At 57.5% G+C, this 13,691-nt stretch carries 5 protein-coding genes, 2 pseudogenes and 1 riboswitch; of the genes and pseudogenes, 2 read left to right on the top strand and 5 right to left on the bottom strand.

Annotation, left to right across the window (positions count from 1 at the left end):
* Positions 1–45 precede the first annotated feature (45 nt).
* Together ligA and OZX57_RS05030 are read right to left on the bottom strand one after the other, a co-directional pair.
* Complete coding sequence (ligA, locus tag OZX57_RS05025) at positions 46–2,892, bottom strand: NAD-dependent DNA ligase LigA (RefSeq protein WP_277161636.1); 2,847 nt, start codon at positions 2,890–2,892, stop codon at positions 46–48.
* A gap of 112 nt (positions 2,893–3,004) precedes the next feature.
* Positions 3,005–6,402, bottom strand: a pseudogene (locus OZX57_RS05030) (tetratricopeptide repeat protein).
* A gap of 245 nt (positions 6,403–6,647) precedes the next feature.
* Here OZX57_RS05030 and OZX57_RS05035 point away from each other — a divergent pair.
* Complete coding sequence (locus OZX57_RS05035; RefSeq protein ID WP_277161638.1) at positions 6,648–9,125, top strand: glycosyltransferase; 2,478 nt, start codon at positions 6,648–6,650, stop codon at positions 9,123–9,125.
* 144 nt (positions 9,126–9,269) lie between these two features.
* Here OZX57_RS05035 and OZX57_RS05040 read toward each other — a convergent pair.
* The 3 genes and pseudogenes from OZX57_RS05040 to OZX57_RS05050 form a co-directional block, all read right to left on the bottom strand.
* Positions 9,270–10,522: pseudogene (locus tag OZX57_RS05040) on the bottom strand (pyridoxal phosphate-dependent aminotransferase).
* Positions 10,523–10,706: 184 nt separating this feature from the next.
* Positions 10,707–11,474, bottom strand: coding sequence for a polyphosphate--glucose phosphotransferase (gene ppgK / locus OZX57_RS05045; RefSeq protein WP_277161640.1), 768 nt, complete (start codon positions 11,472–11,474; stop codon positions 10,707–10,709).
* A 228-nt stretch (positions 11,475–11,702) separates the two neighbouring features.
* Positions 11,703–12,740 (bottom strand): glycosyltransferase family 2 protein, encoded by a 1,038-nt coding sequence (locus tag OZX57_RS05050; RefSeq protein WP_277161642.1) that lies wholly within the window; start codon positions 12,738–12,740, stop codon positions 11,703–11,705.
* A gap of 182 nt (positions 12,741–12,922) precedes the next feature.
* Positions 12,923–13,075: riboswitch (FMN riboswitch) on the top strand.
* On the opposite strand from OZX57_RS05050, the gene OZX57_RS05055 reads away from it, so the two are divergent.
* Positions 13,060–13,689, top strand: a complete 630-nt coding sequence (locus tag OZX57_RS05055) for an ECF transporter S component (RefSeq protein WP_277161644.1) — start codon at positions 13,060–13,062, stop codon at positions 13,687–13,689. (Overlaps the previous riboswitch by 16 nt.)
* Positions 13,690–13,691: the final 2 nt, after the last annotated feature.

Genomic DNA, 13,691 nt, shown 5'->3' on the forward strand with positions numbered 1-13,691 from the left:
TTTCCCGGTAAGGCTCGCCAGTACCTCATTGCCCGATGCACGACATCATTTTCGTTCGCTGGGTTCTCCGGTTTCTAGCAAGGTCGCGAACTGAGCCTCGTCGAGCATCGGCACACCGAGTTCCTCGGCCTTGGCCGCCTTGGAACCTGCATTTTCACCAACAACAACGTAGTCCGTCTTCTTGCTGACCGAACCGGACGCCTTACCTCCACGTTCGACGATGGCTTCCTTGGCTGATTCGCGGCTAAAGCCTTCCAACGAACCGGTGACGACCACGGTTTTGCCGGCTAGGGTTTGCGGCAGGGTGTTTTCCTCAACACTTTGACCGACTCCGGCCGTTTTCCATGCTTCCAGAATCTTGCCACGCCAATCCCCTGGCGTTCGGGCGTTAGAGAACCACGAGACCACGGATTCCGCGATTTCCTCCCCAATGCCGTTGATGGCCACAAGGTCATCGACACTTGCGTCAGCAATAGCGTCGAGCGAGCCAAAGCGATTGGCAATCATACGTGCCGTCGGCGGACCCAGACGACGAATGGAAAGCGCCACAAGCACTCGCCAAAGATCGGCCTGCTTGGCTTTGTCGATCTCTTCCAGCATCTTCTTGGTGTTCTCACCGGGCCGCACATAAACCGGCACATCACTGACGCCGCCACGAGTTTTCTTCCGATGCGTGCCGACAACCACGGCATCGGCAGGGACATCGTATCCCGGATAGCTGCGCGGTTGCGATTGAGTCCGAGACTCAACTGATGCCGGCGCCTGATCTGCAGGCTGTGCGGAAGTATTCCCATTGCTGAAAGCGCTGGATTGCCCATCAATTTGAGGGGAGGCCTCTTCACCATCATCAATGGATGATTGGTTCTTCTCGCTTGCTCCCGAACCCGAGTCCTTCACTTTCTTCGCGTCGATCGGAGCTGTCCAGAATGCCGGCACACGATGCCACAGGCCGGAACCTCCACGGTTCTTGCGGTGTTTGTGTTTCTTGCCCTGCTCATCGATATGCTCGCTGACCTCGATGATGTCGGATTCGCGCCAGACCTCGACGTCCTTCAGCTCATCGGCCGTCAGCGTGAACACGCCCGCTTCGCTGGTGAGCACCGGCTGCTGCTTGGCTGGCAACTGCAGCCCTGTCACCGGTTCGTAAGGTTCAGGCTCCTCGCCCGGGCCAACCTCGATATCGCGCAGGTCAGGCGCATAGGTCGCCACGCTTTCCGGACGGTTTTCCTCCGGGTTGGTAAGGGCGATAGCGCTCTGCTCCCCCAAATGCTCAATATCCAACGCCTTGCGGCTGGCAAGGTTCATGACCCGCTGGGTGAACTGCGCCGGGCAGCTTTCCACATTCGGGCAGCGGATGTCCTTGTCGCCTTCCTTGGCCGGAGCCAGCTTGGCGCCGCAGGACGGGCAGTACTCGGGCATGACGAATTCGCGTAGCTCGTTCTCGTGCCCTTTGCGCCGTTCCAGCACCGGTCCGACGATTTCAGGAATCACATCCCCGGCCTTGCGCACTACCACGGTGTCACCGATCATCACGTTCTTGTGCTTGACCTCGGAAGGATTGTGCAAGGTTGCCGCGGCCACGGTTGAGCCTGCGACGTACACGGGCTGCAGCACGGCCACAGGCGTGACACGCCCGGTGCGCCCGACCTGAACGACGATGTCGAGCAGTTTGGTGTTGACTTCCTCGGGCGGGTATTTATAGGCGATGGCCCAACGCGGGGCACGCGAAGTGGCACCGAGCCTGCGCTGCAATGCCAAATCGTCGACCTTTACCACGATACCGTCAAGCGCATGCTCGATGTCGCCACGATGTTCGCCATAGTAGTCAATCATGTCAAGTATCTGGTCAAAGCTGGTGACTTCACGGTTGTGCGGCGAGACCGGAATGCCCCACTTCTGGTAGAGGTCATAGGCCTCGGATTGGTCGTCGACAGCATCATGTCCCTCATTGACGCTGCCTGGCGCCCATTGCAAAAGACCAAGGCCGTGGGCATAGAAACTCAGGTGCCTGGACGCGGTAATTCTGGGATCCTTCTGACGCAACGAACCCGCTGCAGCGTTGCGCGGATTGGCGAACGGCGCCTTGCCGTCGTTTTCGTTCACCTTGTTGAGGTCATGGAAATCGTCCCAGCGCATGAAAACTTCGCCGCGAATCTCAACAAACTGAGGAATGTCCTCGGGAGCGCCTTTGAGATTCTGCGGAATGAAGGCGATGGTACGTACGTTGGTGGTGATGTCCTCGCCGGTCGTGCCGTCACCGCGGGTGAGCCCCTGTTCCAGAACGCCGTCGCGGTAGAGCAAATCGAGTGCCAGACCGTCGATCTTGACCTCGCAAGTCATCGGCAACGTCTTGTCTTCCGGCCATTCCAGCGCCTTCAACACGCCATCGTACCAATCCTTGAGCTCGTCGATGGAGAAAACATCGTCCAGACTGAGCATCTTCGAAGGAAGGGTTACATCGGGGAATTCGTTGGAGAAGGTGCCTCCCACCCGATGGGTCGGCGACTGAGGATTGTCCAGCGCAGGGAAATCGGCCTCGAGCTTTTGCAGACAACGCAAGAACGCATCGTAGGCGGCGTCAGATGAAACGGGCTTGGAGTCGATGTAATAGGCCATCTGGTCGGTTTCGACCCATGCGGCCACGCGCGCCCACAACCTTGCCGCAGCCTCGCTGGAAAGCCCTGCAACATCAAGTTTATCGAGCCTCACCGCGTCGGCATCGGTGTGCTGCAGCGAGGCAATCCATGGAAGTGACCCGGGAGCATATTGGGCAGCTCCGGTATTCTCCGCCACTTCCGGCGTTTCACTGCCGAAATCCCAAGCCAGCTGATCGCTCTGATCGGACTTGCCGGACTTCCCATGGTTCGTATCCGTTTGCGTCGCCTTGCCCATGTCGCCTCATTCATTCATATCAAACCTGAAATTGCAATATATTCAGGCGCTGTCACGTACTGTTTCGATTGTACGGTCACGGCGGGAAGGAACCGCGAGAAGGTTGACGGCCTTATGCATTGAGTGAACGGAGGAACTGCGCCTGTGCCATGTCGATGCCATCATCGGCGCTGTCGTCCATGCGGGCGGCCGCGACCGAAAGCGTACGTGCCGGCACGAACATGGCCTTATCGACACTCACTTTGGCGGCCTCGCGCACGATGTCGGCAACCTCGGTATGAGGCCAGACCGGAAGATCATGGGAAGCCAGCACCTGCTGGGCACTTTCGAAGGAGACCGGCACCAGGATGCACTGCGATTCGGCCCGTGCCAGAAGCTCCTGCAATTCACCGTCAAGCGAGGCGATCTTGCCCGGTGAGATGTGCTCGCTCATGATGTAGCAGGCAACCGCCACATCGAAATCACCGAGCATCCATTCGGCATAGGCTAAGCGGTAATAGGCGTACGCTGCATCGTCCCGATCCAGAGAGACGCGCAGGGCGTTGAGACAGGCGGCACGAGCGGAATTCCAATCTTCCTCGCGTGCCAGCTGCACCGCAAGCCGCATGTGCGAAAGCGGGTAGGCGGGCGCATAGGAGACCATCATGTTCAGGTGCGGCAACGCGGCCTTGGCCCCCTGCAATTGCGCCAGAATATCGGCGAGTTCCATGTGTGCGTAAAAGAGGTTGTCAGGGATGAGCACGGTGCGCTCGTCGCTGGTGGCGAATAGCCGGTTGTAGACCACACGTTCGGCGTAGGAATTGAAATAGCGCGGAGCCCCGGTGCCAGCATACAGAGCGTCGATCTTGGAAACGGCTTCATCAAGTGAGGCGATGGCCTGGTCGACTTGGCCGGAGAAGAGCAGATCGCGGGCTTTCACACGCTGCGCATCGAGATCCTTCGCCAAAGTGAAATCAAGGTCCGGAGTGTCCACGCCGTCGATAAGCGCACTGCTCACCGCGGGAGCGAGCCTGTTCAGTTCGGGGTCGCCGTTCGCCTCGACGATTGCCATGGCGCGTTGCGCCTTGGAGACACTGGGCATGCTCTCATCGGCAGCGATACGGTGGAAGTCGGAGACCGCACGTTGCAACAGGTCGGCCCGCTGAATCGAAAGACCGGTGATGTTGTCGGTTCCCAGAACCCTGCTGGCCTCACCGTTGAGCGTGACATCGGAGAGTTCAGGTTCCTCCTGGCTGCCCAGAGGCGAGAACCGCTTGTCGCGCAAGGTGAACTGAGGATTGGGGTTACGAGGAATCGCCCCGTTGATGTTGAGCGAGGCTCCGAACGCGCTATATGTAGCAATCGGATTATTCAGTCCATCTGTTTTGAGATGACGCATGAATGCTTCACGCGTGAAAGTCACGGTCGCCATATTGTGTGCTGTAGGGCCGCTGCGCAGTACCGCCAACGGGTCGTTGCCGTCCTCGTGTCCATCCTCAGCCTCGTTGTCAGCGTCGATAGTCCCTTGCTGCCCGCCTTGTGGCACGGAAAGGGCGATGCTGTCAAAATCAACGCCTTTCATCAAATCCTCGAATTGAGCGTCGGTCTGGTCCTCGTCTCTGTTGGTGTCGCCGGATTGACCGTCTGAAGAATCAGCATCGTCTGAGTTTCCGTTCTCGCCATCACCGCTTGGGCGCGCGGAGCCGACGCCCTCGTCTGAATCCTCGTTCGGACTCACTGACGAATTCGCTTCATCTGAGGCAGAGGAATCCTGTGCCGACGGCTGGGCGAACGGCATGGCATCGCTGCCGGCGGTCATGGAACCGGAATGGGTGGGGTCACCGTGGATGTCACCGTCTTTGGGATCGGCCTTCGACCCTCCCCTGCGCATATCCGCGGAAGGCATACGTTCGAACGCTCCCAGCGCCTGCGCCATCAGCTTGGAAATCGCAGAATCCTGCTGAGCAACAGCCTCCTCCAACCCCATGGAATCGATACGAATGGAGACGTTGTTCACTGACTCGTCGGCTCCGAAGCACAACGCGGCGATAATCAGGCCGACACGCAGGTTGTATCGCTCGCTCATCGCAGTACGTTCCTCGTCGCTCAGCGAAACCCACGCATGGCTGCGCTCATCGTATCGGCTGGCCGGCATCATCGTGCGCCCGGCCGTGGTGAATGACACTGCCACATTGCCTTCGGAAAGGTTGGAGCGGAATTCCGTATCGAAACGATACGGCAGTCTCAAGCGCCGCAACAAAGTGGAGACGGTCTGACGATACACCCATTCGCCGCGACTGTCCGCCTGCGTTTGAGAATGATGCGCGGCAACAGAGGCATCACCAGAAGCGCCGCCAGTGGTGGTGCCTTGGCCGCGATCTCATCCGCGGTCTGCGCGGCTGTAGTCACCATGCGCTCCAATGACACGGAACTCGGCTCATCAAGATTCAAAGCCCGGCTTGACTGTGGCTTCAAAGCCAACAATGCAGGATTTTCAAGCAAGGCGTGGTCGATCTGCGCAGCCTGCGCACGAGTGACGGTGTCCTCAATCGGCAACGCTCCCGTGTGAGCATTGTGCTCGAGCCAGGCGCTGACAGACGCGAACCGATTAAGGTTCCCCTCGATGTTCAGCGCTTCAAGGGCCGGTGCCAGATTCAGGGAATCATCCCAAGTAAAGAAATAGGCGCCAGAATAACTGGAAGTGTAAAGGTGCAACGGTTCTGCGCCATGCACCGCCTCAAGGCCGGCCGAAGGTTTCAGCGCCCCGGATTCGCGCATAAGGTCGGCGAAATAATCCTCAAGACCGGAGACGCGCAGACCACGGCCGCGCGCATCGAGGCTGTCGCGCACGCTGCGGCGAATCGCTCCCAGCGGTGCCTCACGATTGAGCCTGCGGAAGATGTTGCCTGCACCGAAGCCAATCAGCTGACCGCTGATCTGCGGAAGCATATAGGCGGCGAAGAAGGCGATGGCCATCGCATCGCGGTATTCCAAATCGAGGCGCAACGATTCGGGCAGACGATAGCGCATCTGCTCCAGCGTATATCGGTTACCGCTCTTGAGCCATGACGCCAGCCAAGCCATTCTGCCGAACATGTCCCGTCCGATGATGCCGCCTTGCACCACATCGATACTGCGGTTTTCAGACGCCGGCCTGTGGGGATTGGACGACAATCTCTCGGTCACCTTGCCGATAGTCGAAGCAGAGCCAGACACACCCGCGCGGATTCTGGTGTCATCCTGCAAGGAAAAATCGCCTTCCTTGCCGAACATCAGCGCCGGTTCGAGCTCATGGGTATCCATCTGCGGGTCGGCACCAAGGAACACGCGGCCTTTGCCGTCAACCAAAGCGACCTGGCAGAAATCCTTATGGTTCAAGAACACGCCGAGCGAGAAGAAACGCCCGTCAAGTTGCGGCAACTGCGCCCAGCCGAGCTCCAGTCCCTGAGGAACATCAGGGAAATCTTCGAAGATGCGGCGCTTGACCATCGGCCCCAATTGCATGGACCGGCCAGCCAGTTCCTTCATCATGGCATCGATGCCACCACTGGTGGCGCCTGAAGCAGAAGAGGCCGAAGACGAAGAATTCGCACTGCTAGTATGCCGCGAAACGCCAGTACCCACCAGGGTATTCACACGGTGCGCCATGCGACGAACCTGCGGCATGAACCCACCTTGAGATGAAGAATCGGCGAAATCATGCAAATGCTGTGTGAAATTGGACATATAGTTAATTGTTTCAATTCAGCCAGACATAAAGCTTATAGAATAAACATGTGAACACTGCCGAGCATCGCTTCCTCTCCCGCCACAAAACCGCCGTATTCGCGGTGATGGCCGGGGTCGTCATCATCCTTCTCGAGTGCGTCGCGTTCAATCTTCCCTTCTGGACCACCTTGAGCGCGAGTCGTGATTCGCAGTCGGCGCTGAACACCCTCGGCTCCGGCCTCGTCCGTCAGTCCGACGGCACGATACGCGTGACTGACCCCACTTCGGCGTTTCTTACGGTGGAGGCAGACGGTAGTTCGCGTTTCGTGCGCATCGACCCGGCCGAATCGACGTTCCGTTTCACGTCGCCGGCTAACGTACTCGGCGTCAACGCCAACAACACTGAACACCCACCACAACGGGGACATGCCAGCCAGACGCCCCTCACGGCGTTTCATATCCGCATCGATGCCAATGGCCAGACTTCGCAGACCCGCTCCGTTTCCACACATGTGCCGAATTCGTTGTATCTGACGACCCCTTCGCTCAACTCTGCTCCGCAGACGACCCATCTGAAAATATGGATCGAGGAACCAGCGGGCACGCAAGTGGACATCGCCGCCGTGCGCACCAACGTTCGGGTGCCTTTCCACGCCGACTGGGGGCGGATCGCGGCACTGGCAATCCTTGTGGCACTGATCGTTCTATGGATGCCCGGTTCAAGGCTATGGCGTACACGTCTTGACACCGCAAACGTCCGGCAACGTCTCGCTTTCGCGGGGTTCATGGTCGTTGTCGGCCTTTTGGCGGTATTGGCCATCGTGCGCGAACTGTGGTCGGCCAATTCATCCACCTTCCATGAGCCCGGCGAATACACTTACGATTTCAACCAATACGGCCATATGGCCGACGCTCTGTTGCACGGCCGCACGTCAATCGACTTGCCTGTTCCGGACGCGCTCAAGCAGGCAGCCAATCCCTACGACCCGCAAACTCGTGACACATTGCTGTCCCGCGGCGTTTCGCCGATTTACTGGGACTATGCCTACCACAACGGCCACTGGTATTCGTATTTCGGGGTGCTGCCGGCACTGCTGCTGTTCGCGCCGTACCGACTGGTGACTTCGCTTTTCATCAACGGAGGCCTGATGCTTCCCTCCGGCGCGGCGGTCGCATTCCTGGTGTTCATCTTTGTGCTGTTCGGCTCACTGCTGGTCATTCGTCTACTCAAAAAGCTCAATCCGAACACTTCTCTGGCCACGGTGTCGATGGCCATCACGCTTTTCATCTTGGGCTCGCAGGTCGGTTATCTGATGTTCCGCATGAATTTCTATTCCGTGCCGTTCGCGGCTTCGCTCGCCTTGAGCGTCATGGGATTATGGTTCTGGATCGGAGCGGCGAAAGATTCTGCCGACATTGGCGACGCTACGCAGGCCAAGAAACATAGTGATTCAGGTTCGCAGGCCGGCTCGGCGCAATCCTCGCAATCTCGGAGACACGCCAGCCACCATCTTATCTCGATTGGTACGGCCCAGCCGCTCTCCTGGCCTCATCTCGTGGCTGGTTCGCTTTGTCTGGCAGCGAATTTCGGATGCAGGCCGACGTTCACATTGGTCGCACTATTGGCCTTCCCCATCTTCTGGCAGCAAATACGCGAGATACTACGAAAACCGTCGAAAAACGCGGGGCGGTCAGTACCTCGCAAATCCGTGGTTACCGTGTTGTGCGCGGTATTGTTGCCGGCATTAGTCATCGTGATTCCGCTGTGCATCTATAACGCCGTCCGTTTCGGTTCGCCGATCGATTTCGGCGAGCGTTATCAGATCACCGTCGCCGACATGACCCATTACCGCAACTCTCTCGCGAATCTGCTGCCGACACTCGGCTACTACCTGTTCCTGCCGCTACATTTTTCGAAAGATTTCCCGTTCCTCACCATCAATCCCACACCGTTGACGTCGTGGAGCTACGCGGAACCACTGGCTGGAGGACTGTTTGCGCTGTGCCCCATGTTGCTGCTGGTCGTGTTGCTCTTGGTGCCCGGCATCAGACGTCGGTGCCGCCATTCGGGGTTGCTGCGAATCGTGTTGTCCACTCTGCCACTGGCGTTGCTGCTGCTACTGGTCGATAGTGTCAAGGGTGGCATCGGGTGGAGGTACATGCTCGATTTCGGCTGGCTGATCGCTTTGGCCGGTATCGTGGTGTTGGGTGCCATTTCAGGCGACGCACAACCATGTAGTCGTACGAAAACCTTGCATGCCGACCAGAATGATGCAATAGCCTCGGAGAAAGCATCATCGCCATCTTCGTCTTCAAGTCTGCATCATTGGGTTTCGGTACCGCGGCTTGGTCATCGAATGGTATCCAAGGCCTCACCCACACGCATCGCTTGGGGTCGCGTCATCATCCGACTGATGATGCTTCTGCTCGTACTGGCCAGCATCGTCGTGGCATTCCTGGTCATCTTCGTCCCGGGACGCGAAGATGCCTTGACCCGCGCAAACCCTGCACTGTTCCAGGCGGTCGCCTCCTGGTTTACGCTCTGACGATAATGTTCGTCAAACCGCGCGGACCTGCCGGCACACTCAGCTTCGAGAATGCTCTTCTCAATGGAAGCAAGGCATTATCGCAGTCATAACAAGACATCTAATCCAGAATTGATCTATTGACGGTATGTCCGCCGTCCATTATCAGGCTCCCACCGCATTGAGTTCATCGGATACCGCAGTCAGTATGGCGCCGATGTTGCGTTCGAAGACTTCCGGCTCAGGCAGCAGTGAGACGGCGAGATAGCCGTTTTCGGTCATGTCGAAATAGTAGCCGGGCTGGCCGGTCAGGTTAAAATCACGAATCAGACGAAGTACCAAAGCGTTCTCATCGATGACCGATGGGAACCGCAGCAGCACGTTCCAGCCGCCTTCGGCTCGCAGCACGGAGACCAAACCTGCTTCATCCTCACGCAATAGGGTATGCAGTCGATCGAGATTGGCCCGTGTACGTTGCTGCAGGCGTTCTAGTTGCCCCGGAACAGCGGAAAGAAGTTCTGGCATTCGCTCGGCAATGATGTCGCTGAACGGCAAGTAGTCATCGGCGATGATATCGAGCCGACGTTGTGCCTCGGCCACCAAATCCTCCGGTCCACTGACCTGTATCCAGCCGACCTTGGCATGCGGGGCAGCCAGCAGCTTGGAGAAGCCATCGAGCGCAAAGGTCAGAGCACCCTGCTCCCCGCCAACCGCCGATTGCCGGCGAAAGGCTCCAATGAATAGTCAAAGAACACCTCATCGGCGATGATGGCGACCTCGTGCTCACGGCACAACGCCACCAACGATTCGTGTTCGTCAGGCTTGATGTAGGAACCTGTCGGATTGTTCGGGTTAATCAGCACAATGGCCCGCACCTTTTCGCCCTTTGGGCCTTCCAGAAGCTCACGCAGCCAGGCGATGTCGATGAACCAAGAGCCATCAAACTGCAACTGGTATTCAATCGTGTCCACGTTCTCAAGCCCGCCAATGGATTCGATGAGCGGATAACCGGGTTTGGGACCGAGCACGATGTCACCCGGATCGCACATCAGCTTGAATAGCCACGTATAAGCTTCCGAAGTGGAACTCAGCAAGTAAAGTCGGTCCGGATCCACCGATGCGGAAGAAGTTGGTTCCGTCTCCGTCGACTCGTACACAACCTCGCCGTCTCCGGCAAGATTCGACATCGTTTCCTTGACGTTTCGTTGCGTCAGAAATCGAGCCAGTTCCTTACGCACCGCCAACGGGCCACGCGGTTCTGCGGTATAGACGCCGGGCACCTGCACTGGTGCAAGACCATGTTTCGTCGGATTGGAATCATTGACGGTATTGAGCGTAATCCCCCGGCTTCTGGCCTCCGCCTCGGCCTTGGCGATAGGATTGAGCTTGGTTGAACCGACTCGTGACGAAAAGCGCATACTGTTCCTGTTCCGGATAGTGATTCAAACACCGCAATCCATCAATCATGGCACATCGTGATTAATAATCAATGATTGCTGGCGTTCACCGATTCGATTCCTCGAATGAATCTCGTTAAAAACACCCATGACATACAAAATTCCGCCCGACCTTGTGGCCGGACGGAACCGAAAACATCAAATCTCAGACAAGCTTGGTGGTCGCATAGTATGCGGCACCCACAATGCCCGCCTCATTGCGCAGCTTGGCCTGCACGATCGGGGTCTTGATGTCGATATACGGCAGGAACTTGTCGGCCATACGGCTCACGCCACCGCCTACCACGAAAAGATCGGGGTTGAAGTACTTCTCCATCAAGCCATAATACTTGGTCAGGCGCTTGGCCCACTTCTTGTAGCCGAGGCTCTTCTTGTCGCGCACCGAAGAAGCAGCATACTTCTCAGCATCGCCCTTACCCTTTTCCAACTGGATATGACCGAGCTCGGTGTTCGGAATCAACACGCCGTCGTAAATCACGGCGGTGCCGATGCCGGTGCCCAACGTGGTCGCGATGACCAGGCCGTCCTGACCCTTCGCCGCACCGTACTGCTGCTCGGCGAGTCCTGCCGCATCCGCGTCGTTGACCACGGTGACCGGACGCCCGCAGGCCTTGGAGAAGACCTCGGTGACGTCGACGCCAATCCACGACTTGTCAAGGTTGGCGATGAAATCAATCGGCTTGCCGGGCTTGACCGGAGCCGGGAATGCAATGCCCACCGGAGCTCCTGCAGGCACCTCGAAATGCTCGAGTTCCTGACGAACAATGGCTGCCACGGCATCCGGAGTGGAAACCTCAGGGGTGAGGATCTTCAGACGAGGAAGCGCGAATTCGCCCTTTTCCAAGTCCACGGGCGCAGCTTTAATACCCGAGCCTCCAATATCCACGCCAAAGGCCTGTGCTGTTTCAATCATCGCTAACCCCTCTTGGTACATGCGGAATAAAAGAATCGTTGACATTCTAGCGCATCCGATAGCCAATACAAGCCGATTCAGGCCCAAATTGACTTCAACGACGCACAGTCTTCAAGGGTCGTTTCAGACACCTAGAGCTTTCAACGAATCATGTTGCGTTTTATATTGATAATTAATACTACACTTCGATTAACTAGGCCTTTAAACCCGGCCCCGGTCAATCTCCGACTACTTCAACGGAGGCATTGGCTGCCAGTTCGGGTCGTGCAGCAATTTGCGCGAATCGACCCACCCCTTGGCAATGGCCTTGAGCCCTGTTTTGATGTGCTCGTGGTCGACGGCAACGAGGCGAATGACCTCTTTGATGGCGGTAAGCAAGGTTCCCAGACCGAACATGACCGGACGGTAATCACCATGCGCCATGAAGTAGCGGGCCATGTAGCCACGGTTGCGCATGATGTGGTAACGGTTCATGTCGGAGGTCGAATTGAGCTGGCGGACGCCGGCGATGTCCCAGTTACCGATATCACGGGTACGCTGGATGATCTTGTCATTGACCACGATCGGATCGGTCACCTTGCTGGCGAGATACCCGTACATGGTGTCGTCCCAATAGATGAAGAAGCGCGGATCCGGCAGGCCGATCTGTTCGACAATGTTGCGACGGAACAGGCCGCCCTCGAAGCACATCGTATCCATGGTGCGATAGCCGGAAGGTCCGAACGCCGCCGGGGCGATGGGATTCGGAATGCCGAGCGACACAATGAAATCGTACTGCCAATAGAAGTCGCCGCCGTCGTAATCGAGGCGCGAACCTTGAATCACGTCATGGCGCGGCGTCCACTTGGCGAGCTGTTGGATGGCGTTCGGCAGCACGGCCACGTCGTCATCCATCACCCAGAACCATTCGGCGCCGAGTTCGTAAGCCTTCTTGACACCGTTGGAGAAGCCGCCGGAACCGCCGATGTTGCCGGCTTGGGGCGCGTAGACCACACGATTGTCATTGCCGCTTTCGTCCGGTTCGGTCTTGCCCCATTGAACGTCGAGTGTGTCAGAGAATTGCCGTACCATCGCTGCGGTTTCATCGCTGTGCTCGTTGTCGACCACGACCACACGCCAAGGTGCCACGTTCAACGCCTTGATGGAATCGAACAGGTTCGCCAGAAGCTTCTGGCGCTTGTAGGTGACCACAACTATGGCCAGTTTCTCGATCGGCGAGGCATCAGAACCCGCGACATCCCTATCTGCAGTTTCCGCAACTTCCATGGGTTTCTCGTTTTCATTCATGTTCCTATTCTTGCACTCCCACACGATGGAGCGACGAACAATCCGCCAATACCAGCTCAGAAATGGCACATTGCTGCCTGTTTTGTGTACCCAGCAACGGTTTTTCGGCTCTGCACGGACAAAGGTTGCGCCATGACCACACATAAGGGTATAGATGGAAATGCAAGTTTCAGGGAAGGTGAAATTCCTTATTGGCGGTAACGGCACTGTCGGTTTCATAACGACAGCATTGCCGAAGCCCGCGAGCCGCGAAAGCGGTCGATCCGGTGAGAATCCGCGGCCAACGGTTACAGTCCGGATGAAAGAAACGGGGCTCATCGTGAGCGATATTTCTGATACCCAAAATCCGTCTGGTTCCCACAATCGGGACAAGACACAATCCACTCATTCCACCGGCGTGGCCGATAACGGCCGTTGGTCGACGCAACGCATCGCCATCTACGCGCTGTTCGTGGCGCTGGCAATGGCTGCTTCGTTCATCGAGTTCCCCATCATGCCGGGCGTGCCATGGCTCAAATACGACCTTTCCGGCATCATCTGCCTAGTCGCCGGCTTTGCGTTCGGCCCCATGGCGGCGTTCATCGTCAGCGTGCTGAGCTGGATTCCGCATCTGTTCATGAACCCGTGGGGCGCTGTGATGTCCATCGCGGTTGCCGTGTTCCTGAGCGTTCCGGCAGCCATGGTCTACAAGCGCATCCGCACCCGTATGGGCGCCTTGGCCGGCATCCTGGTCGGCGTAGTCTTCGGCCTCATTGCAGCCATCGGCGGCAACCTGCTGATTACCCCAATCTATGCGCACATGACCACCGCCCAGGTCCTGAAGATGGTGGTGCCGATTCTTTTGCCGTTCAATCTCATCAAGTTCGCGATTCACGGCGTGGTCACCTTCATCATCTACAAGCCAATTTCGAACCTGCTCAACCGCTGAAT

It is taken from the genome of Bifidobacterium sp. ESL0682 (genome assembly GCF_029392815.1).
In the GTDB taxonomy this organism is placed as follows: domain Bacteria; phylum Actinomycetota; class Actinomycetes; order Actinomycetales; family Bifidobacteriaceae; genus Bifidobacterium.

Excerpts from the sequence above, each read along its gene's own strand:
- OZX57_RS05055 (WP_277161644.1), top strand. The coding sequence starts at position 13,060 with ATGAAAGAAACGGGGCTCATCGTGAGCGATATTTCTGATACCCAAAAT.
- OZX57_RS05050 (WP_277161642.1), bottom strand. The coding sequence starts at position 12,740 with ATGGAAGTTGCGGAAACTGCAGATAGGGATGTCGCGGGTTCTGATGCC.
- ligA (WP_277161636.1), bottom strand. The coding sequence starts at position 2,892 with ATGGGCAAGGCGACGCAAACGGATACGAACCATGGGAAGTCCGGCAAG.
- ppgK (WP_277161640.1), bottom strand. The coding sequence starts at position 11,474 with ATGATTGAAACAGCACAGGCCTTTGGCGTGGATATTGGAGGCTCGGGT.